5 protein-coding genes are annotated in these 24,062 nt (G+C 75.8%); all 5 read right to left on the bottom strand.

Annotation, left to right across the window (positions count from 1 at the left end):
• Positions 1–154 precede the first annotated feature (154 nt).
• The 5 genes from BFV98_RS00775 to BFV98_RS00755 are packed head-to-tail and all read right to left on the bottom strand — an operon-like array spanning position 155 to position 24,048.
• A complete protein-coding gene (locus BFV98_RS00775) occupies positions 155–1,348 on the bottom strand; it encodes an alpha/beta fold hydrolase (protein WP_071094402.1) in 1,194 nt (397 codons plus the stop codon).
• Positions 1,345–2,580, bottom strand: coding sequence for a hydroxymethylglutaryl-CoA synthase family protein (locus BFV98_RS00770; protein WP_071094400.1), 1,236 nt, complete (start codon positions 2,578–2,580; stop codon positions 1,345–1,347). Before BFV98_RS00770 ends, BFV98_RS00775 begins: the two co-directional genes overlap by 4 nt.
• Entirely contained in the window at positions 2,577–2,825 is a 249-nt protein-coding gene (locus BFV98_RS00765) for an acyl carrier protein (RefSeq protein WP_013287041.1), read from the bottom strand. Before BFV98_RS00765 ends, BFV98_RS00770 begins: the two co-directional genes overlap by 4 nt.
• Entirely contained in the window at positions 2,822–3,757 is a 936-nt protein-coding gene (locus BFV98_RS00760; protein ID WP_030268226.1) for an LnmK family bifunctional acyltransferase/decarboxylase, read from the bottom strand. Before BFV98_RS00760 ends, BFV98_RS00765 begins: the two co-directional genes overlap by 4 nt.
• Positions 3,754–24,048 (bottom strand): SDR family NAD(P)-dependent oxidoreductase, encoded by a 20,295-nt coding sequence (locus tag BFV98_RS00755; protein ID WP_071098702.1) that lies wholly within the window; start codon positions 24,046–24,048, stop codon positions 3,754–3,756. The genes BFV98_RS00760 and BFV98_RS00755 overlap by 4 nt, the downstream gene beginning before the upstream one ends.
• Positions 24,049–24,062: the final 14 nt, after the last annotated feature.

Genomic DNA, 24,062 nt, shown 5'->3' with positions numbered 1-24,062 from the left:
GGGACTGGGCGCAGGGGCGGGGGTCCGGCAGCCGGACCCCCGCCCCCGTGTCACCGGGTTCAGTTCAGCGCGGGCGCGCACGGGGCGACGGTGCTGGCCTTGATGGACTCCAGCTTGCGCACCGGGAGCGACTTCTTGGGCGCGGTCTCCTTGGTCATGGGAACACCTCCTCTCCACCTCTCGTCGGGACGGGGGGCACCCGCCGGCCGGCTTCGGCGGGAGATCGTGTGCCGAGGGCGTCGTCGCCGGCGACGAATCGCGCGGCGAGGTCGACGAGGCTCTCCTCGGCGTGGAACAGCGACAGGTGGTCGCCGTGCTCGGCGACGTGCAGGACGGACCCGGCGATCCGGGCGGCCACGGCCCGCGACCCGGCGGGGTGCGCCGTGTGGTCGTCCTCGCTGGTGACGACGAGCGTGCGCGTGGTCAGCCCGGCGAGGTACGGGCGCAGGTCCGTGCCCATGATCGCGCCGTTGAGCCGGCAGTACCGGCGCAGCAGCTCCGGCGTCGCGTACGGGTACGTGACCAGGTGCGCCAGCCGTGGCGGGGCGACGCCGAGCATGGTGTTGGTGAGCACCGCGTGCACCGCCGCGGCCTGCTGCGGGCTGCGGGCGGCCATCGCCATCAGGGCCTGCAGGTTCTGCTGGTGGTCAGTCTTCGGGCTCTCGTCGCCGAGGTCGAAGTCGCCGTGCCAGAGGCTCAGCGACGACACCCGCTCCGGCGCCCGCGCGGCCGCCACGACCGCGAGCACCGCGCCGCCGCACAGGCCGATCAGGTGCGCGCGGCGCAGCCCGAACCGGTCCAGCACCGCGAGGAGGTCGTCGGCCTGGGCCACCACGCCGGTGTCGGCGGAGAACCCGTCCACGTCCGCGAACAGGCCCCGCGTCTCGGGAACGAGCACGTGGAAGTCGCGGGACAGCCGGCCGGCCCAGCCCTCGGCGAGCCGGGCGGGCATCCCGCACGCGGACACCATCAGCACCGGCGGCCGGTCCGGGTCGCCGACGGCGTACGTGGGCAGCACCACCCCGTCGCCGGTACGCACGTCGGTGCGCCGGAAGCGGCAGGTGAAGTCCTGTTCGCGCGCCTCGGCGACCACGCGCGGCTCGTCCGCCGGCGGCGGTGCCGGGTTCGCGTCGAGGTCCAGCAGGTCGCTCACCACCCGCTCGAAGGGGCCGAGGCCGGCGGCGTCGGTCACCGGCGCCGGCGCAGGCACGTCCAGCCGGTCGCACAGCCGGGCCAGCGCGGCCGCGGTGGCCGGGTCGGCGCACCGCACCCGTACCGGTGGCGGCAGCACCCGCAGCAGCGGACCCGCCGCCAGCAGCGCGGCGGCCAGATCCCGCCCCGGCGTCACGCGCCCGCTCCGATCCACTCGTAGCTGCGGTGGTAGGCGCGGACGCCGGTGCAGGCGAGCAGCGTGCGCGCACCGGCCACCCGGTCCAGCACCTCGGCGTACCGCCCCGGGTCGATCCGCTTGTCCGCCACCGGCACCAGGCAGTCGGCGTTGTCGGCGAGGATCCGCTTGTACTCGTCGAACGTCAGCTCGCACCGGCCGGCGAGGTGCTCGCCGATGCGCATCCGGCCGACCTCGGCGGTGGACCGGCCGTCGACCAGGCCGCTGTAGAACTCGGCGGCGCAGCCCGAGCCGTACGAGTACATCCCGACGCGTACCGGGTCGTCGGGCCGCAGGTGGTCGATCAGGCTGGCCAGGGCCAGGTAGACCGAGCCGGAGCAGAGGTTGCCGACCAGCCGCGGGTACTCCAGGCCGGGCGCGACCCGGCGGGCGAAGTCCGCGTCGGCGTCGGGCAGCCGGTGCTCGCGGGCGAGCTTGCGGTGCGCCGCGCGGACGATGCCCGCGAACGGCGTGTGCATGGCCAGCCCGGCGAACGTGGTGGCGAAGTCGACGTCCGCCACCTTCTCCGCGTAGTGCGCGTAGGCGTTCGTCAGGCAGTCCAGGTAGGCGAACAGCGAGCGGTCGGCGTCGGCGACGTCGAACGTCGGGCCCGGCCGGGCCGAGTCGAACGTCTCGTAGCTGTGCGTCCCGAACGCCCCGAGGTCCACGTCGAGCACCCGCGGGTCGTCGCCGAGCAGCACCGCGGCGGCGCCGGTACCCATCGCCGGCTCGGTGTACGAGGCGTTCTCGTTCAACAGTGACACGTCCGTCGCGATCACCAGCGCCTTGGCGCCCGGTGACAGGCCGGCGGCGAGGTAGCCGCAGGCGAGCTGGAGCGCCCCGGTCGCGGCGTAGCAGGCCTGTTTCACCTCCAGCATCCGGCAGCGGCGGCTCAGCCCGAGGTGCCGGTGCACGTACGAGGCGATCGACTTGCTCAGGTCCAGGCCGGACTCGCTGGAGGTCACCAGCAGTTCGATCCGGTCGCGGTCGGCCTCGTCCATCGCGTCGAGGATCGGCTTGGCGGCGTTCACCGCATGCGTGACCGGATCCTCGAACGGCAGCGCGACCGACTTCGCGGTCATCATCAGGTTGCCGAGGCGGGCCGCGTCCAGACCGCGCCCCTCGAACAGGACCGGCACCGCGACGGAGGCCACCCCGCAGTACACGTTCAGGGCCTCGATGCCCACGTTCATGCCGTCACCTCGCAGAGGTACGCGACCAGGTGGTCGATGTCGGGCAGGTCGCTGAAGCTGCCGAGGGGCTCGTCGACGCCGAGCCGCTCACGGAGGGCCAGGATGATCTCGACCCGGTCGATCGAGTCGGCGCCCAGGTCGCGCAGGTGCGCGTCCCCCGGGATCCGGTCGCCGGGGACCGCCGGCAGGATCTCGGCGATCACCTCGTGGACAACCCGCCGGACCGCTTCGTCGCTGGGGCTCACGTCGTTCCCTCCGTCCGGGTCTGCGAAAGGGCCACCGCGAGCGGCCGTCCGGTGTCGCGGTCGGCGAGCACCACCCGGACCGTCTCGTCGGCGCCGGGCACGTCGCCGCCCGGCCGCCGGGACACCCGCACCCGCAGCACCGCGCCCACGTCGGCGTTGCCGAGGTAGCTCATCCGCTGATCCAGCACGATCCGCCGGAGGAAGCCGGCGTCGGTGCCGCCGCGGTGCCGCCACAGCCGCAGCGACGCCCAGTCCACGATGGAGAAGTAGGACGCGAAGTAGAGCAGCCCCACCCCGTTGAGGTCGCGGCTCGGATCGACCGGGTAGTCCAGCGCCAGCCGGTCCAGCGGGTCGGACGGGTCGGGCTCGGCGCCGAGGGCGCGCAGTTCGGCGTACGCGCGCCGGGGCGAGTGCCGCGCGGGCAGCACGGGCAGGTGCCCGTGCCGGAACCCCGGTGGGGACGCGCTGCGCAGGTCGCCGTTGCCGCCGGACGGGCCGCGCACCACCCAGCGGTTGAAGTTCTGCGCGTACAGGCATCCCGGGTCGGGGTGGGCGTAGAACTCGTCCGGGTCGACGACGCGTCCCGGCCGGTCGCCGCGCCGGATCTCGTGCAGCGTCAGCACCGACTCGCTGCCGGAGGCGAAGGACCGCGAGTCCACCCGCAGCACGTCGCCGAAGGTCATGCCGCGCACGTGCAGGTCCGCGCCGCCGCGCAGGTGGATGTAGTGGAACGCCAGGTAGGTCGGCATCCCGTCGGCGTCGCGGGCGGTGTAGACGTTGGTGTCGCAGAGCGCGCTGACGGTGTCCCAGGTCCAGTCGCCGACCTGGCCGACGAACAGCGACCCCGGCCCGCACATGCCGGGCCGCACCACAGTCGTACGGGTCGTCGCGTCGGGACCGAGCAGTTCCAGCTCGGGAGTCAGGACGGTCACGACCCCTCCCCTCCGGCGCCGCGCAGGAAGTCGGTCAGGATCCGGTTGCACTCCCGAGGGCTGGTCAGATACGGGAAGTGGCCGGCGTCGGCGATCTCCTCGTAGCGGGCGCCCCTGATGCCCTGGTGCAGCAGCCGCGCCGTCTCCGACGGGATGACTGTGTCGTGCCGGCCCTGCACCACGAGCGCCGGCAGGTCCAGCTCGCCCAGCCGGTCGCGGAGGTCCGGCCGGGCCGCGAACACGTCGAGGTAACGCAGCCCGGTCTGGGGGTCCATGCTCTCGCAGCGCAGCAGCAGCGCCTCCACGGCGGCCCGCTCGTGCCGCAGCCGGTCCGCGCCGGACCCCTCGATCGTGCGGTCGAGGTCCTGGGCGGCCACGACGGCCAGCCGATTGATCTCACCGACCCGGTTGCCGATCTTGTAGGAGCTGCCGAGCAGGATCAGCGAGGCCGTGTCCTCCGGATGATTCAGGGCGAACGTGAGCGCGACCAGGCCGCCGAACGACGCGCCCGCGACGTGGACCGGGCCGTCGACCCCGATCTCCCGCAGCACCCGCAGTTCGAGGGCGGCGATCCCGTCCAGGGTGAGGTCGGCCGAGGCGGTGCTCGCCCCGACGCCGGGGTGGTGGACGCTGATCACCTGGTACCGCCCGGCCAGCGCCTCGAACTGGCGCGCGAAGACGCCCGCGCCGATGTTGAACGGGTGCGCGAGCAGCAGCGGCGGGCCGTCGCCGGCGGTGAAGACCTCCACCTGGGCACCGGCCACCGGCACCACCCGTCGGCGTACGGCCGGCTGGTGTTCCCGCAGCACGCTGCCGTTGTCGTCGGCCGGCGCCTGGTCGCGCAGCGCCTGCCGGACGTCCTCGGGCACCCGGTCGGCGGGCTGGTAGACCGCCCGGGCCGCCTCCCCGGCCGTGCGGACCCCGCCGGTGACCAGTTCGGGAATCTCTCCCGGTGCGGCGGCGAGCGCGGCGACGGCGGCCACCACCGCCTCGGCGTCGTCGGACCCGAAGCCGACCGGCACTGCCAGCCGGACGGTGCCGGCGAGCGGCCCTCCGATCGCCAGGTGCGGCCCGCCCCGGACTCCGGCGCCGGCGTAGAGCCAGGCCAGCCCGGACATCGTGGGGTGCTCCTGACCGGCCAGGCCGGGCATCCGGGCGAGGTCGAGCAGGACACAGTGGGCGCCGTCGACGTCCACGACCGGCAGGCCGGCCGCCCGCAGGCCGTCGCGGAGCACCGCGACCGCGGCGACGCGCCGCCGGACCAGTTCCGTGACGCCCCGGCGGTCCGCGAGGGCGGCCCGCAGCGTCATCCGGGTGGCCCGGTCCACCTCGGAGCCGCGCCGCGCCACGTGCTCGCGCAGCCGCGCCGCCAGTTCCGGGTCGCGGGTGGCGACCAGGCCGCCCGCTGTGACGCCGAAGTCCTTGGACAGGCTGAGCGTCGCCGTGTCGGCGACGGCGAGCAGGTCCCGCACCACCGCCCAGGGATCCCCGCCGGGGCCGGCGAGCGCGACGGCGTTGTCGACGACGCGGCTGGCGTCCAGGACGAGCGGCACCCCGTGCGCGGCGGTGACGCGGCGCAGCTCCCGGAGGGCGCCGGGTTCGACGGGTACGCCACCGGCGGCGTTGTTGGCCGCCTCCGCCACCACGAACGACACCGACCCGGCGGGCCGGCGGGTCAGCTCCGCCGCGAACGCCTCGATCGTCTCCGGGTCGAGCCGGCCCACCCCAACGGCGACCGGTTCGTAGCCGAGGTCGGCGAGCGTCGACAGCCAGGTCGGGAAGGCCGCCGCGTGCAGCACGACGCCGCGCGGGCCGGGGTGGCAGCGGCACAGCAGTTCCTCGGCCGTCCGCCCGGACCGGGTCGGCACCACCTCGGGCATGGGCAGCCAGTCGTGCGCGGTGAGCTCCGGCGGGCCGGACCGTTCGGCGAGCAGCCGCGTCCGGGCGGCGACGAAGCCGTCCGCCCGCTCCGCCCAGGAGTCGGTGAGCAGGTCGAAGGGGACCAGCTCGGTCGGCAGGGCGAGCGCGTTGTACCCGTGCGCGGCCAGCAGATCCGTACGTCCCGGCCGCAGCGCCGGGTCCGGCGGCGGGCCCGCGTCCTCCGGCGGCGCGGCGTTGTGCGACGGCACGGCGGCGTCCGGCGGCACGATGGCGTGCGGCGGCGGTGCGGCGTTCAGCGGCGCGGGATCGGCGGGGGCGCCGTCCACGAGGTCTGGATTGGCGATCATCAGGATGATGTCGGTGACCGACGTACGGTCGCCGGTCGCCGGCTGGCACAGGTAGATCGGCGTGTTCTCGGGCCGGAACTTGTTCTTGAACTGGAAGTTGCCCGGCCCGAAGACGCCCACCGAGTGCAGCTCCGCCAGCGCGTCCGCCACCGCCGGGTCGGCGTTCGGCGACTCGGTGATGGCGACGCCGAAGCTCGCCCCGAAGCTGAACGACGTGCAGCCCTCGGCGGCGGTCACCTCGATGATCCGGACGATCGCCCACTCCAGGCCACCGGCGGGCATCTCGTCGGCGTAGAACTCCAGATCGAGCAGGTATCCCCGCTCGGACGGGATCCGGGTGACGATGACCGCGTTGACGAGAACGTCGTCCACACGGGTGAGGAAGACCCGGTGCCGGGGGTCGAGCGTGCCGCCGCCGATCTCCTCCCGGACCACGCCGACGTACGGGTTCACCATCTGCTTGCGGCGACCCCAGGAGTCGATCAGACCGACGATCTGCCGGTCGGTCTCCGGCGACGCGCCGGCCTGATACTCCTCGATCCGGCAGTCACCGGCCCGCTCGAACCGGTGCAGGAGGCTGCGCAGGCGCTGCATCCGGCCGCCCCGTACGGTGAACGAGGCCAGGTCCGTCAGGCGCTGCACCGCCCCGAACGGGGTCGCGGTGACCGGTTCCCCGGCGACCTCGGTCAGGTGGGCCAGGGACAGGAAGTTGGGCCGCAGGCCGTTGCGCCGTGCCCACGCGATCCACTCCGCGACGAGGTCGTGGAAGTGGTCGTGGTGCCCGACGAAGCTCCAGGCGAACACGTCGTCGCCGCGGACCGAGAAGTTGACGTAGCCGGCCCGCGCCGAGTCGACGAACGCGTACGGTGCGATGTCCCGTCCGGCCAGCCCGCCCTCCTTGGCGTGGCGGCGGTCGAGGTCGGCCAGGAGGTCACGCAGCGCCGGGCGGCCGGGCAGGGTCCGCTTGCGGACGACTACCGGCTCGCCGTCGACCTCGGCGCCGCTCTCGATCGTCCGGCCGGTGGCCCGTGGACCGGTGCCCGTCTCGGTCCGGACGCCGGTCCCGGCGGACCGCCCGGCCAGGAACGCGGTGAGGTCGGGCATCGTGGGGTGGTCGAACAGCAGGGTCTTAGGCAGCGCGCCGTAGCGCTGTTCCAGGGCGCCGACGACCCGCAGCATGTCGAACGAGGTGAGGCCGCTGTCGGCGAACGTCCGGCCGGGCTCGACGGCACGCTCCAGCACCCCGGTCACGATCTCCTCGACGCCGTCTCCGGCCGGTGTGACCGGGCGTGATGCCTGCGTACCGGCGGCCACGAGCGCCGCCACCGCCTCGACCGTGTCGTGCTCGTACAGGTCGGCGGCGGTGATCTCCACGTCGAACGTCGCCACCACCAGCCGGGCCAGCTCCATCCGGAAGATCGAGTCGAGGCCGAGGTCGGCGAACGCCCGGTCGGCGGTGATCTCCGTACGGTCGGCGCCGAGCACCCGCGCCACACAGTCCCGTACCGCCTCGGCCACCTCCGCGGGCGCCGGCCCCTGGGCGACGGCGGCGGCCGGCCGTTCGGCGCGGCCCGGCTGGTCGACGGGGGCGTGCGGTTCGACGGGGCTCGGCCGCTCGGGGGCGGCCGGTAGCGCGGCGGCGGGTGGCGCGGCAGCGGGTAGCGCGGCAGCGGGTGGCGCGGCAGCGGGTGGCGCGGCAGCGGCGGAACCGGCTCCGGCCGGGTGGGTGGCCGGTCGGGCCGGGCGGGCGAGCACGCCCACCGGGGCCGCGCCGTTCGACGCGGGTCCGCCGTTCACCGCTCCCGCGTCGGCGGCCGTGCGCCGGCCCGCGCCGTTCCTGCGCAACGCCGACGGATCACGCAGCACGATCCGGTCGGCGGCGGTGCGCCGGACCGGGGCGGGCGGCTCCGCCGGAACACGCGGGGCGGGCAGCTCGGCCGGGGCGGGCCGGGAGGGTGCGGCGGCGCGGGCCGGTCCCTCGTCGAACCAGAAAGGCCGGGCGTCCAGCGGCGGGGCGGGGACGGAGATCCGGGCCGGCCGGTGGTCCCAGGTCGCCGCCCAGTCGACGTCGCCGCCGGCCAGCCAGGTCTCGGTCTCCGCGTCGAGGCGGGGCGGCGCCTCGCCGCGCAGCACCGCCACCGCCTCGGCGGCGTCGGCGACCACCGCGGCGAACCGGTGGGCCAGGGCCTCCCGTCCCACCTGGAGCGTGTACGTGGCACGGGCCATGTCGGTGCTCTCCGCGAGGTGGTCCGCGACCCGGCGCCGGTACTCCGCCAGCGCCGCGGGACCGGACGCGGACAGCACCAGGCGCCAGGGGCCCGACGCCGGGGACGCCGGCAGCGGCGGCGGCGACTGCACGACCACGTGGGCGTTGGTGCCGCCGAAACCGAACGAGCTGACCCCGGCGACCCGGTCGCCGGTCCACGGCACGTCGTGGTCCAGCACTGTGAACGGGGTGCCGTCCAGCCGCAGGTACGGGTTGCGCCGCTGCTGGTGCAGCGTGCGCGGCAGCCGTTCGTGCCGCAGGCTCAGCAGCACCTTGAGCAGCCCGGCGATGCCGGCCGCGGCCTCCAGGTGGCCGATGTTCGTCTTCACCGTCCCGACCGCGATCGTGGCGTCCACGCCCTCGAACGCCTTCTTCAGCCCTTCGATCTCGATCGGGTCGCCGAGCCGGGTGCCGGTGCCGTGGGCCTCGATGTAGCTGACGCTCGCCGGGTCGACGCCGCCGGCCCGGTACGCCCGGCTGACGACCTGCGCCTGCGCCTGCGGGTTCGGGGCGGTCAGCGACGGCCCGCGGCCGGCGTGGTTCACCGCGCTGCCCCGGATGACGGCGATCACCTGGTCCCCGTCGGCGACCGCCGCGCGCAGCGGTTTGAGCAGCACGACGCCGCAGCCCTCGCCGCGGCCGTATCCGTCGGCGGAGGCGTCGAACGTCTTGCACCGGCCGTCGGCGCTGAGCATGCCCGAGGACTGGAACGCCACGAACAGGCCGGGGCTCAGCAGCACGTTCACCCCACCGGCGAGCGCCGTGGCGCACTCCCCGGCCAGCAACGCCCGTACCGCGCGGTGCACCGCGACGAGCGAGCTGGAGCAGGCGGTGTCGACGGCCTCGCTGGGGCCGCGCAGGTCCAGCAGGTAGGAGACCCGGTTGGCCAGGATGCAGTCGGCGAGGCCGCTGGCGGTGTGGGCCTCGACCGGCACGTCGTGCGCGCGGAGCAGGTCGTCGTAGTCGCAGGCGGACACGCCGACGAAGATCCCGGTGTCGGTGCCGGCGAGGTCCTCCGGCCGGTATCCCGCGTCGGCGACGGCCTGCCAGGCGGTCTGGAGGAACAACCGCTGCTGCGGGTCCATCAGCGCGGCCTCGCGCGGCGCGATGCCGAACAGGTCGGCGTCGAACGAGCGTACGTCGTCGAGGAAACCGGCGCGGACACCGGCGGTGGCCGGGTCGCCGAGCAGGTCGGTGCGGTCGGCCGGGACCGCGCGGACGAGGTCGTCGCCGGCGGCGAGGTGCCGCCAGAAGGCGTCGAGGTCCGGCGAGCCGGGCAGTACCCCGGCCATTCCCACCACGGCGACCGCGTCGGCCGGCAGGTCCGCCGAGGGCTCGGCGGCCTCCGCCGCGGGCCGGGCCGCCGTGAGCCCGGCGTCCACGGTGGCCGGGGCCGGCCGGGCCGGGAGTACGGTGCGCAGGTACGCGCCGAAGGCGGCGAGCGTGGGGTGCTCGTAGAGGACTGTGGGCAGCAGGTCGACGCCGAAGCGCTCGTTCGTCTCGTTCACCAGCCCGGTCAGCGAGATGGAGTCGAAGCCCAGGTCGAGCAGTTGGATGTCCGGGTCGACCTCGTCCGGTTCGACGAGCAGGAACCCGGCGGCGAGCGCACGCAGCTCCGCGTCCAGGTCCAGCTCCGGGTCCGGAACACCGGCCGGGGCCTCCGGCGCGACGTCCACCGGGCGCTGCACCGCCACCACCGGCTCGGTGCCCGACACGACGCGGTCGAACGCCCGTACCGCGTCGGCCGTCGGCAGCGGGGCACTCCCCCAGCGCCGCGCGAACAACCGGCGGGTGGCGTCGTCGACGGCCATCCCACCGTCGGCCCACAGCGGCCAGCAGACGGACACCGTGCCGGGCCGGCCTGCGGCGAACTCGTCCAGGAACGCGTTGGCGTACGCGTAGTCGACCTGCCCGAGGTTGCCGGTGCGTCCGGCGATCGACGAGCACAGCGCGAGGAACTCCAGCGGTTCCGTGCCGAGCGCGTCCACCAGGTGCCGCAGGCCGAACACCTTCGGGGCCAGCACCGCGTCGACGGCGGTCGCCGGCTTCGTCAGGGCGCGGGCGTCGTCGTGCACGCCCGCGGCGTGAATCACCCCGTCGATGCGCCCGTAGCGGCGGCGGATCTCGGCCACGGCGCTGCGCACGTCGGACTCGACAGTCACGTCCGCGCGGACGAACGCGAAGGCGTCGTCGGCCGGCGCGGTCCGGCCGACCAGCACCACCGCCGAGGGCGTACGGGTCGCGGCGAGGTGTGCGGCGAGGTGCCGGCCGACGGCGCCGGTGCCGCCGACCACGACGTACACGCCGCCGGTGCGCCGGACGGCCGGGCCGGGCCGGAACGGCACCATCCGGCGTACCTCACGGACGCCGCCGGTCCAGCAGATGTCGTCGACCCGCTGCTCCGGCGGCCCGGAGACGTGCCACAGGTCCGCCTCGGCGGTCACCCCACCCCGGACCACCGCCCCGGAGAAGCCGCTGTGCTCCAGCGCGAGCGTGCGCAGCGCCGCCGTCACGGCGGTGTAGGCAGGCCGCTCGTCCGGGCAGCCGACGACGATCCGCAGCGACGCGGCCGGATCCGGGGTGAGCACCTCGACGGCGGCCCGCAGGACGGTGTGCAGGCTCTCGCGCACCTCGTCGGCGAGCCCGCCGGCACGGGCCGGCAGGTGCACCACGATCACGTCCGGGTCGGCCTGGTCGTGGCGGCCGCCGAACGTCGGGCCCTCGCCGATCACCCGGATGCGGGCCGGCGGCCGCCCACCCTCCGGCGGCGGCTCGGCCCGCCACTGCGGCCGCAGGTACACGCACGGGTCGCTCTCGGACACGCCGGTCTCCCGCACCGCCACGTCCGGCACGACGCTCCCCGGCACGACGATCTGCGGCACCGCCGCCTCGGGCACGACGGTCTCCCGCACCGCCGCCTCGGGCGCGGCGGTCTCCGGCACCGTCGCCTCCGGCACCGCCAGGCCCGGCAGCGCGGCGGCCCGGCCGTCGGCGGTCAGGTCACCCTCCGGTACGGACGGCGGCGCCGGCCGTGCGGTACCGGTCGGCTCGGGCAGCCACAGCCGCTGCCTGTCGAACGGGTACGGCGGCAGCGGCACCCGTCCCGGCCGTACCGGCCAGCGGCCCGCCCAGTCGACCGGGACGCCGCGTACCCACAGCTTCGCCGACTGGTCGAGCCGACCGCGGCGCAGCAGGTCGGCGGCGATCTCGGCGCCGCCGTCGCCGTCGAACAGCGGATCGGTGCCGGCGGTTCCGGTAATGACCTCGCCGGCTCGCAGCCGGCGGACCAGCTCGTCGATGTCGGACACGACGACGGCGAGCCGGTTGTCGAACTCCGCCCGCCCGACCTGGGTGCTGTACGCGAGCTGGTCGAGGCGCGGGCGCGTCCGCTCGACCAGGTCGGCCAGGTCGGCCGTGAGCGTCCGCAGCTGCTCCGGGGTCCGCGCCGACAGCACCACGACGTGCGGCCCCGGCTGGACGGGCGCGGACGGCGGCGCGGGATGCTCCCGGACCACGAGGTGCGCGTTCGCGCCGCCCGCCCCGAACGAGCTGACCCCGGCGCGCCGCGGCGCGGTCCACGGCTGTGCGCTCGTCGGCAGCAGGAACGACCCGGACAGGTCGATGCGGGAGTTGACAGTGGACAGGTTCGCGCAGGGCGCGATCGTGCCGTGCGCGAGTTGCAGCAGCACCTTCGTCAGGCCGGCGATACCGGCGGCGCCTTCGAGGTGACCGATGTTGGCCTTGACCGAGCCGACCGGGATCCGCCGGCCGTCCGGCAGCGCGTTACCGAGCGCCCGGCCGAGACCGGCGATCTCGATCGGGTCGCCGAGAGCCGTGCCGGTGCCGTGCGCCTCCAGATAGCCGACGTCGCCGGGTGCCACCCCGGCCGCGGCGAGCGCCCGGACCACCAGGTCGGCCTGCGCGGTGGGGTTGGGGACGGTGTAGCCGGCGGTCCGGCCGCCCGCGTTGACGAAGCCGCCCTCGATGACGCCCCAGATCCGGTCGCCGTCGCGCAGGGCCGCGGACAGGGGTTTGAGCAGTACCGCGCCGACGCCCTCGCCGGGCACGAACCCGTCGGCGCGCTCGTCGAACACCTTGCAGGCGCCGTCGGCCGACAACATGGTCATCGACGACAGCGCGATCAGGTGCGCCGGGTGCAGGACCAGGTTGACGCCACCGGCGACGGCCGCCGAGCACTCCCCGCGGCGCAGGCTCTCACAGGCCAGGTGGACCGCCGTCAACGAGGAGGAGCAGGCCGAGTCGACGGCGAAGCTCGGCCCGGTCAGGTCGAGCGTGTACGACACCCGGTTGGCGATCGACCAGTACGCCGAGTGCCCGTCGGTGTAGCGGCCCTCCGGCCAGCCCTGCGCGGCGGCGATGCGGCCGTACGAGCCGTACATGGTGCCGACGAAGACGCCGGTGTCGCGCGGCAGGGCTCCGCCGAGGGCGCCCGCGTCCTCCAGCATCAGCCAGACGGTCTCCAGGAACAGCCGCTCCTGCGGGTCCATCGCGGCCGCGTCCTTCGGCAGGATGCCGAAGAAGCCGGGGTCGAACCGGTCGACGTCGGTGAGGAACCCGGCCCACCGGCTGTACGTGTGCCCCGGCCGGCCGCGGCGCGGGTCGAAGTGCTCGCGCCAGTCCCACCGCTCCGGCGGCACCTCCGTGATCGAGGTGGTGCCGGTGACCAGGTTCTGCCAGAACCGCTCCAGGTCCGGCGCGCCCGGATAGCGGCCGGACAGGCCGACGACAGCTATCGCGTCCGCGTCGCCCCGGGCGGCGGAGGCCGAGGTGACCGAGGTGACCGGGGCGGCCGGGAACGCAGGGACGGCCGGTCGCTCCGGTTCCGCCGGGTGGACCGGCGCCGGCACGGCGTCCACCGCCGCGACGCCGAGCGTGGCGGCGAGCGGGCCCGGCCGTTCCCGGGCCAGGTGGTCGGCGAGCTGCTCGATCGTCAGGTGCTCGAACAGCAGGGTGGCCGGCAGGTCGCCGAGGTCGGCCGAGAACCGGCGTACGAGGTGCTGGCTGACCAGCGAGTCGACGCCGAAGTTGTCGAACGTGACGTCGTCGTCGAGCTGGTCGGGGCGGTACTTGAGGACCTCCGCGAAGACCGCGCGGACGTAGTCCCGGGCGGCGCGGGCCGGCACCCGGTCCACCGGCGCCGCACCGGCCGTCGCCACGAGCACGCACTGCTCCTGCTCGTCGTCGGGGACACCGGGCATGCCGAGGATCCGGCCGGTCAGGCCCGCCTCGGCGAGCGCCGCGCGCCACCCGGCCGGCGACAGCAGCGGGGAGTGCGGCAGCCGCCGCCGGGCGTCGGTGAACCGCCACCAGCCCGGCAGGAGGCCGAACGTCGCGGTGAGGAAGTCGGAGGCGCGGGTGACCTCGTTGAGCAGCAGCACACCGCCGGGGCGCAGCAGGGATCGGGCATGGCGCAGGCTGCGGACCACGTCCGCGGTGGCGTGCAGCACGTTCGTGGCGAGCACGACGTCGTACGAGCCGGCCTCGAAGCCCTGCCCGGCCGGTTCCCGTTCGATGTCGAGGACGCCGAACCGCAGGCCCGGATGGCGTCCGCCGAAGCGGTCCTCGGCCTCGCGGAGGAACGCGGTCGACAGGTCGGTGAAGTCGTACCGGACGCCCGGGCAGGCGTCGAGGACGAACGCCGAGCCCGCGCCGGTGCCGGCGCCGATCTCCAGCACCCGGCCCGGGCGGCCGTCCGTCCGTCCGAGCGCAGCGGCGGCCTGCGCCGCCACCAGGCGGTGGTAGAAGTCCGCGGCCTGCTGCCCCTGGTAGACGGCGGCGACCAGGTCGGTGCTGCCGCCGGGGAAGAGCACCTCGGTCGGTGAGGTCCGGCCGTCCAGGACGCCGGGCAGGGCGTCGACGCACCGGGCCAGCAACGCGACGTGCGGGGCGAGGTCGGGGTGCCGGGCGAGCACGGCAGCGGTGGACAGGCCGGCCGGGGGCGCGGACACGGCCGCGGCGACGGCGGCCGCCAGCGGCCCGGAGGCCGGCACCTGACGGTCCCGGAGCCGGTCGCGCAGCAGGTCGCGGGCCAGCCCGTCGAGGGTACGGAAGGCCGCGCTGGACCGGTCCAGCGACGGGTCGGTGTCCCCGGCGGCGGTGCCGTCCGTCGAGGGTGGTGCCGCGAGCGCGGTGACGGCGTCGTCGGCGGGCGCCGACGGGTGGACGCCGAGTGCGGCGAGCCCGTCCCTCGTGCCCTTGAGGACAGCCACCTGTGGGTGCGGGCCGGCGAGGATCCGCTCCAGCGCCGCGACGCCCTCGGCCGGCTCGATGGAGCCGATGCCCAGCGTCGCGAACCGGGCCGCGTACCCGGGGTCGGCGACCACGCCGACGCTGCCCCACCAGCCCCAGTTGACCACGCGTACCGGTTGTCCCCGGCGGTGCAGCGCCAGCCCGTACGCGTCCTCGAACGTGCTCGCGGCGGCGTAGTTGGCCTGCCCCGGGGCCGGAGCGAACGACAGCGCCGAGGAGAACAGCGCGAGGAAGTCCAGCGGCTCGCCGGCCAGCGCGTCGGCGAGCACACCGACACCGGCGACCTTCGGCCGCAGCACCTCGGTGAACGCCGCCTCGTCCATCGCGGACAGGGCACGGTCACGGAGCACGACCGCGGCGTGGAACGCGCCGTCGACGGGCCCGAACCGCTGTCGAGCCTCGGCCACCGCGCGGCGGACCGCGACGGCGTCGGTGACGTCGGCACGCAGGTAGACGGCCTGTCCGCCCAGCGCCTCGATCTGCGCCACCAGGGACCGGATGCGCTCGTCCTCCGGGGACCGGCCGAGCCACACGAGCCGGGCACGGCGGGTCCGGGCGAGGTGACGGCTGACTTCGAACCCGATGCCGCCGGTGCCGCCGACGACGAGGTAGACACCGCCGTCGCGCAGCGGCGCCACGCCTGCCGGCCCGGCCACCGGCTCCAGTCGGCGGACCAGGCGGCGGTCACCACGCAGCGCGACGAGTCGGTCGGTGCCGTCCTCGCGGCGGATCGCGTCGGCCGGGGTGACGTCGCCGGGACCGGCGTCGACACAGGTGACCCGCCACTGCGGATACTCGGCCGCGATCGCGCTCGCCAGCCCGGCCAGGCCGGCGGCGTGCGGGTGGACCGGCTCGCCGGGCAGGCCGGCCACCCCGGACACGACGAATGTGAGCGTCAGCGGTCCCCGGTCCGCGCCCAGGTCGAGCAGGCGGCGCAGCAGGCGGAACGCCTCGGGCGTCGCGGAGTCGTCCTGCGGCGGGGCGGCCGGGTCGGCCGTGCGGGCGAGCACGTACACCGTGTCGTACCGGCCGGTGGGCAGCTCGCCGAGCGGCAGCGTGTCGTCGGCGCCGAGGGCGGCGGCGAGCGCGGCGTCGGCGGGGCCGTGCACGGCGAGGGCCCGCCCGGCAGGCGGTTGGCCGGAGGGCGCACCGGCCGGCCGCCAGGCCGGGACGTACAGCAGGTCCTCCGGCGGCGCCGTCACGACCGGCCGGCTCTCGGCCGATGCGGCGCCGGACGCCATGTAGGGGCGCAGCGTCACACCGTCGAGCCGGGCCCGGACGTCACCGGTCAGGTCGGTGAGGACCACGTCGAACCGTCCGCCGTCCCGGCGTACCACGTGGACGCGGGCGGTCGTCGGCAGCCGGTCCGCGACGAAGACCGACTCGACGGCGAACGGGACGAGCATCCGGTCGGCGGGATCGACCAGCCCGGCGACCGCCTGCAACGCCCCGTCGAGCAGCTGGACGTCGCTGTCGGGGCCGGTGGCGAGCATGCCGAGCGCCTCACCGGCGCCCAGCCGCAGCTCCGTCAGCACCCGGAAGGACGGCCCGTAGCGCAGACCGGCCCGGGCGAATCCCGCGTACAGGTCGTCGACCGGACGGCGGACGGGGCAGCGGGCCTCGACTGACGGCAGGTCCACCCGCTCCGGCGGTGCCGGGTCGGGGGCGCGGCGGGTGGCGACGGCGTGCGGTGTTCCCCCGACGGTGAGGGTGATCCGGTCGTCCCGGGTGACGACAGCCGTCACCGGCTCGGTGACCACGACGGGCCGCAGCCAGGTCACGTCGGCGGCGCGGGCGGTCCCGCCGGCGGTGGCCTGGTGCAGGAACGCCGCGCCGGGCAGGACCGGGACGCCGTGCAGCGTGTGGTCGGCCACCAGCGGGTCGGCCGGGGTGAGGGCCGTCTCCCGCCGGTCGCGGCCGGTCCAAAAACGGTCGCGGTCGAAGGGGTACGTGGGCAGCGGGATGCGACGCCCGGCCGGCATCGCCGTCCAGTCCACGTCCGCGCCGGCCACCCAGCGCTCGGCGAGGGCGACCAGGTCGGCCGGCGCGTCGGGCGCGGGCGGCCCGCCGGCGAGCTGCCGGACCAGGTCGGCGGTGTCGGCGGCGACGAACGCGGCCCGGACCGCCAGGTGCGCCCGGCCCCGCGCGAGGGTCGCGGCGACGTCGTGGACGTCGGCCGGTTCGGTACGCAGGCGCCGGGCCAGCCGGTCCGTCAGGTCGCGCAGCGCGGACGCGGTACGGGCCGAGACGGGTACCACCACCGGCCCGGTGCCGGTGCCCGCCGTCGCGGCCGGCGCCTCGGCCACCACGAGATGGCAGTTGGTGCCGCTGAAGCCGAACGAGCTGACGCCGGCGACCAGCCGGTCGTCGTGCCACCCGGTGAGTTCGCGCACCACCGGCAGCCCGGGGATCGCCTCGGTGGCGTGCGGGGTCGGTGGCAACTGCCGGTGCCGCAGGCTGAGCAGCACCTTGATCAGGCCGGCCACGCCGGCGGCCATCGTGGTGTGACCGATGTTCGCCTTGACCGAGCCGATCCGGCAGTGCGGGCCGACGACCTGGGCCAGCGCCTTGACCTCGATCGGGTCGCCGAGCGCGGTGCCGGTGCCGTGCGTCTCGACGTACCCGACCTCGACGCCCGCCCGGGCGTGGACCTCACGCAGCAGACGGACCTGGGAGACCGCGCTCGGCGCGGTGATGCCGTTGGTACGGCCGTCGCCGTTCACGCCGCCGGCGAGGATGACGCCGTGGACGTGGTCGCCGTCGGCGAGCGCCCGGTCCAGCCGCTTGAGGACGACCACGCCGACGCCCTCGCCGAGCACGATGCCGTCGGCGGCGGCGTCGAACGGCAGGCACCGGCCGGTCGGCGACAGCATCCCCGTCTGGCTGGTCCAGACCTGCATCTGCGGCGTGCACATCACCGCGACGCCGCCGGCCAGCGCCGTGTCGCAGTCGCCCGAGCGCAGGCTCTCGCAGGCCAGGTGCACCGCCGTCAACGACGACGAGCACGCGGTGTCGATCGCCATCGTGGGCCCGGTCAGGTCGAGCAGGTACGCGATCCGGGCCGGCAGGATCGAGCTGGCCCCGCCGAGGAACGCCTCGCTGCTGTCGCTGCGTCCGTGCCGCTCCAGCAGCCGGGGATAGTCGCCCGCGCCGCAGCCGACGAAGACGCCGCACCGCATCGGCCGCCCGGCGTACCCGGCGTTCTCCAGTGCCGCCCACGCCTGCTCCAGGAAGATCCGCTGCTGCGGGTCCATCGCCTCGGCTTCGAGCGGTGAGATGCGGAACAGCCCGGCGTCGAACGCGTCCACGTCGTCCAGCAGCGCCGCCCACCGGCTGCGGGTGCGGCCGGGTGCGGCCGGGTCCGGGTCGTAGAGTCCCGTCAGGTCCCAGCGGTCGGACGGCACCTCCCGGATGGCGGACCGGCCGGCGGCGAGGTTGTCCCAGAACGTGTCGAGGTCCGGGGCGCCCGGGAATCGTCCGGCCATCCCGATCACCGCGATCGCAGTCGACGGGTCCGCGCCCGGCGACGCCGCGTCCGAGGCCGGTGTCCCGGCCGGTGCGGATGACGACGCCGGTGCCGGTGTCGCCGCCGGTGCCGGCTCTCGGTGGGAAGGCGACGCGGGCGGTGGGCGGACGGCGAACGTCAGCGGCGGGGGCTCCGGGGCCGTGGCGGGGGCGGCCCCGGACGGCGGGGCAGTCCCGGGCGCCGCGCCGGGCGCGGTCAGGACCAGTGGCGGCGGGCCCGCGGCGGCCGGCGAGGCGACAGCCGGCGCGGTGACAGCGGCCGCAGCGGGCGCGGCCACCTCGGCGACGGCCGGCGTAGCGGCCTCGGTGACAGCGGGCGCGGGTGCGGCGGGCCCGGGCACCTTGGCCGGGACCGGTTCGTCCACGACGGACGGCTCCGGGGGCGCGGTGGCCTGGGCGCGCAGGGAGGCGGACTCGGCCAGGTTGCGCAGCACCGCCTGGGCGAGATCGGGCACTGTGGGGTGGTCGTACACGGCTGCCGAGTCCAGGTCGGTGCCGAACCGGCGGTTGAGGTCCCGCACCAGCTCGACGGCGCCGATGGAGTCCAGTCCCAGGTCGGCGAAGGTGCGGGACGGCAGCACCTCGTCCGGGCGCAGGTACAGCAGGGCGCCCACGATCTCCGTCACCGCGTCGCCCACCGCGCCGTCGTCCGGTCCGGGCTCCGGCTGCGCGGCCGGCGTCGCCCGGCTACGGAACTCGTCGACCTTGGTGAAGTGCTCCCGTACCAGGGCGGCGGACTCCGCGCCGAGGACGTTCCCGTGCATTCGGACCTCGCTGGCGATGACCTCGGGCAGCCGGTCGAGGATCCGGCCGGCGAGTTCGTTCTTGAGCGACCGGATCACCGCCGGTGGCTTGTCCGCCATGGACCGGGCCAGGTCCAGCGCGGCCGGAACGACTTCCTGCGGCGGCAGCACGGTCACGCCGGCTCCGCGCCGGCTCAGCTCGGCGCCGGTCATCGACCGTCCGGTCAGCATCATCTCGGCGGCCAGGGCGGGGCCGAGGCGTTGCTCCAGGATGTAGGTGGCGCCCATGCCCGGGGTGAAGCCGTAGCGGGTGAAGTTCGCGCTGTACACCGACGTGTCGCCGAGGACGACCACGTCGCCGTAGCAGGCGAACGCCAGTCCCCCGCCGGAGGCGTGCCCGGCGGCGGCGGTGACGACCGGCCGGGTGCAGCGCAGGATGCCCTCGTACACGAGCGCGGCGTCGGTGAACGTGCCCTCGCCCTCGGCCAGCGCCCGCAGGGCCTCGGGAGTGCCGCCCATGCTGAATACCGAGCCGTGGCCGGTGATCACCACCGCACGTACGTCGTCGCGCCGCTCGATCTCCGCGAACGTGTCCCCCAAAGCCGCGAGCAGCCCGTCGGTGAACATCGGCGCGCGCATCGACACCAGCGCGACGCCCTGGTCCAGGACACGGAACTCCAGGTCCGGCCCGTCCGGCACGACCACGTCGCCGTCGACGGCCGGTGGCGGGCTCGCGGCCACCGCGACGGCGTCGCCACCGCCGGTCCCGGCGCGGAGCGTGCCGGCGGAGCCGGCGCGAGCGGCGTCCCAGCCGCCGATCCAGCAGGGCTCCTCCGGCAGCGGGCAGGTCGGCAGCGGTACGCGGCGGGGATGCCCGTCCGGGTAGCAGGCGGACCAGTCGACCGCGCCGCCGCCGACCCAGTGCCGGGCCACCTCGTGCAGGTCACCGGCCCGGAAGGCCGCCACCGGATCGCCGGTGGCGGGCGCGCCGGTGGTCACCACGTCCCCGGTGTCCGCACCGCGGGCGAAGCGTTCCAGCGCGCTGCGCAGCGCGTCGGTGCCGGACGTCACGACGGCGATGCGGACCGCCTGCGGCGCCCGTCCCACCTGCGTCGTGTAGGCGATGTCGCGGACGCCCCGGTCCGCGGCGAGTTCGTCGAGGCGCGTCGCAACGCTCAGCCGGCCGATCGCCTCCACCCCGACCAGGTCCGCCAGCCGCGCCGGGTCGAGCCCGAGATCGCCGAGGGTCGCCGACGGTTCCAGCGCCTCCTCGGGTACGCCGAGAAGGTCGGCCACCGCCGCGGTCGGGCCGGTCGACTCCGGCAGGCCGGCCGCCATCGCGCCCGCGTACGCCCGCAGTGTCTCGGCGGTCGGCGCGGAGAGCACCACGAGCGCCGGCCCGTCCGGCGCGGGTGCGGCGGCGGGGGCGAACTCCTCGACCAGCACGTGCGCGTTGGTGCCCCCGGCGCCGAACGCGCTGACGCCGGCCCGCCGCGGTACGCCGGGCGGCGGAGTCCACGGCTCCAGCGTGCGCTGGACCCGCAGCGGCACGGCGGCGAAGTCGATGTGCGGGTTGAGTTCCTCGGCGTGCAGCGACGGCACGAGCGCGCGGTGCCGCAGTTGCAGCAGCACCTTCGTCAGGCCGGCTATCCCGGCGGCGCCCTCCAGGTGCCCGATGTTCGACTTGACCGAGCCGATCGCGCACGCCCCGGCCGGCAGGTCCGCACCGTCGAACGCCTGCCGGAGGCCCTCGACCTCGATCGGGTCGCCGAGCGCGGTGCCGGTGCCGTGGGCCTCGACGTAGCCCAGCGTGGCGGGGGCCCAGCCGGCCGAGTCCAGCGCGGCGCGGACGAGCGCGGCCTGGGAGCCGGGGCTCGGTACTGTCGCCCCGGCGGTACGTCCGGTGTGGTTCACCGACGTCGCGCGGATGACGCCGTACACGTGGTCGCCGTCGGCGAGCGCGCGCGACAGCGGCTTGAGCAGCACCGCGCCGACCCCCTCGCCGGGCACGTAGCCGGTGCCGTCCGCGCCGAACGCGCGGCACCGGCCGTCGGTGGACAACCACTGCCCCTGCGCGAGCTGGAGGTACTTCTGCGGGTGCACCGTCACGTTCACGCCGCCGGCCAGGGCGAGCGTGCACTCGCCCCGCCGGATGCTCTCGACCGCGAGGTGCACGGCCATCAGCGACGACGAGCAGGCGGTGTCGACGGCCAGGCTCGGCCCGGTCAGGTCGAAGGTGTGCGAGACGCGGTTGGCGATCGCGCAGTGCATCGCGGTCGGGGCGACGCCGTCGGTGGCCCCGCCGACGAGCTGGTAGTGGTTCCACATGACGCCCGCGTAGACGCCGACGACCTCGCCGCGCAGGGTCTCGGGCGGATGTCCGGCGTTCTCCAGGGCGTGCCAGCAGGTGGTGAGGAACAGCCGTTCCTGGGGGTCCATCCGCTCGGCGTCGCGCCGGGACACCCCGAAGAAGGTCGGCGCGAAGCGGTCGACGCCGTCGAGGAAGCCGCCCCACCGGCCGTACGTACGCCCGGGGGTGCCCTTCTCCGGGTCGAACAGCGCCGCGTGGTCCCAGCGGCCGGCGGGCACCTCGGTGATCGCGTCGACGCCGCCGGCCAGGTTGCGCCAGAACGCGTCCAGGTCGTCCGCGCCGGGGTAACGCCCGGCCACGCCGACCACCGCGACCGCGTCGTCGCCCGGCCCGCCCACGGCCGGCTCACCGACAGCCGGTCCGCCGTCGGACCCGGCAGCCGGGCGCGAGACGGCGGCAGCTCCGAGGGCCGGGCGCGAGGCGGCGGTGGCCGCAGCCGCACCGGCGGCCGGCACGAGTTCCCGCAGCCGGTCCGCCTGCCCGTGCAGGACCAGCACCGCGTCGTACGGACCGCGCAGCACGTCGCGCAGGACGCCCAGCGCGGTGTCGGTGGGCATCGGCTCCTGGCCGGTGTGCTCGGTCGAGCGGCGCAGGGCGTCGGCGGGCGCGCGCATGCCGCCCTCGGCCCAGTACGGCCAGCCGATGACGACGGTCCGGCCGCGACCGCGCCGCTCGACGTGCCGCAGGCCCGCGTTGGCGTACGCGTAGGCGGCCTGACCGGGGTTGGCCACGTCGGCCGAAGCGGAGGAGAAGGCGACCAGGAAGTCGAGCGCGTCACCGGCGGTGGCGGCGTCGACGTGGCGCAGGCCGTCGAGTTTGGGGGCGGCGACGGCGGCGAGGTCGCCCGGATCGCCGCGGAAGAACAGCCCGTCCCGGGTGACGCCGGCGCAGTGCAGGACCCCGTCGATCCGGCCGAACCGCTCCCGTACACCGGTCACCGCCGCGTCCACAGCGGCGGCGTCGGTGACGTCGGCGATGGCCACGTGCACCTCGGCGCCCGCCGCGCGGCACCGGTCGACGAGCGCCGCCGCGGGCGCGGTACGCGACAGCAGGGCGATCCGGGCCCGGTGCCGCCGCGCGAGGTGCGTCGCGAGGACGGCGGCGAGACCACCGGATCCCCCGGTGATCAGATAGACGCCGCCGTCGCGGAACGGCTCCCCGCCCGTGGCCCCGGCGGCCGGGTCCACCTCGCGCCATCGCCGCACGAGACGCCGGCCGCCGACGTGGCGGACCTCCGGCTCGGCGTCGCCCGCGCGCAGCTCGGCGCGTACCGCGGTGGCGAGGTCGCGGGCGTGATCGACCTGGACGAACCGGCAGCGCAGGCCGGGGATCTCGGCGGTCACGGTACGGGCCAGCGCCGCGGTCGCCGCCTGCTCGGCGGTGGTCTCACCGGCGTGCACGACGAGCAGGTCGCGCGGTCCGGCGTCGACGAGGGCGGTGGCGGCGCGCCACAGGTCGGCGGCCGGGTCGTCGGTCAGCAGGACGACGGCGGGCGGCAGGTCAGGGGCGTCGCGGAGCCGGTCGACGGAGTCCACGTGGGCGGCGGCGAGCCCGGCGGGGAGCGCGCCGCCCACCACGAGCGCCTCCGGGGTACCGGTGCTCGGCGGCGCCGGGTCCGCGGGCACCCAGGCGTCGACGAAGGACAGCACCGTCGACTCGGGGGCGGCCGGAGCCGCGGCGGCCACCGGCGCGTCGGACGACTGAGGGACGGCCGGCGCGGCCGGGGCCTGCCCGGTGGACAGGTGCGCGGCGAGCGCGTCGATGGTGGTGTGCTCGAACAACAGCGTCGGGTAGAGCTTGCGGCCGACGAGCTGCTCGACCCGCTCGGTGAGCCGGAGCAGCGCGACCGAGTCGAAGCCGAGGTCGTAGAACCCGGTGCCGGTCGCCACCTCGGCGGGCGGCCGGCCGAGCATGTCCGCGACGGCGGCGCGCAGCGTGTCGGTGAAGCCGTTCGCGGCGCCCGGCGAGGACGCCGCGGGCTGCCCGGGCACCGTCGCCGGTGGCGCGGCGGCGGGCCGGACCGGCGCGGCGTCGGCCGACACGTCGGCGAGCAGCCGGCGTACCAGCCCGGATTCGCGGATGCGCTTGCAGGTGAGGCCGGTGAAGCCGGCCAGGAACCGGCCGTCCGCGTCGCGGATCGTGTAGTCGGTGGTGATCACGTCGCCGGACGGCGCGAGCCGTTCCGGGCGCGGCACGTGGACATGACACGTCGGCGGCAGCGGCTCGGGTGCCCGGAACTCCTGGACGAACATCGGCACGAACGGGTCGTCGGTCGGCATCCCGACCTGCCCGAACCCGGCCAGCGTCGAGGCGTCCAGCGAGGCCGGGTGCAGGTGGAACCCGGCGGCTGCGGCCCCCGGTTGCTGCTCGCGGGTCAGGTCGGCCAGGAGCGCGCCGCCGCCGATGTGCAGGGTGCCGCGGCAGCGCATCGCCGGGCCGTGGCGGATGTGCTCCCGTACCGCCCGCTGGTAGAGCACCTCCACGTCGTCGTGCCGGTCGGCGGCGGCCCGCAGCGCGGCCAGGTCGAGCGGCGGCGGGACCGGCTCGTCGGTGAGGCAGATCAGCCCGTGAGCGTTGTCGTGCCAGCCGGACACCGGGTCGTCACCGCGAAGCCAGCGGCTGCGGACGGTGAACGGACGCCCCGCGTCCTGTGGTTCGCCGATGGTGAGCACGACCTCGCGGTCGAAGCCGTCGGTGGTGACGATCGCCTCGGCGAGCACTGTGTCCCGTACGCAGAGCCGGCGGTGGTCCCAGCCGGCCGCGACGGCGGTGCGGTAGACGAGGTCGAAGAAGACGACGCCGGGAAGCACCGACACCTCGTGCAGCCGGTGGTTCCGCATGACGAAGTCGTCGTGGGTGAGCCGGAACCGGCTCTGGACGTCGGCCATCGGGAACCTGCCTC

Source organism: Micromonospora sp. WMMB235 (genome assembly GCF_001855515.1).
Classification (GTDB): Bacteria; Actinomycetota; Actinomycetes; order Mycobacteriales; family Micromonosporaceae; genus Micromonospora; species Micromonospora aurantiaca.
Note: the sequence above shows the minus strand (reverse complement) of the source record. Positions and strands in the feature narration are given on the sequence as shown.

Excerpts from the sequence above, each read along its gene's own strand:
- BFV98_RS00770 (WP_071094400.1), bottom strand. The coding sequence starts at position 2,580 with ATGAACGTGGGCATCGAGGCCCTGAACGTGTACTGCGGGGTGGCCTCC.
- BFV98_RS00755 (WP_071098702.1), bottom strand. The coding sequence starts at position 24,048 with ATGGCCGACGTCCAGAGCCGGTTCCGGCTCACCCACGACGACTTCGTC.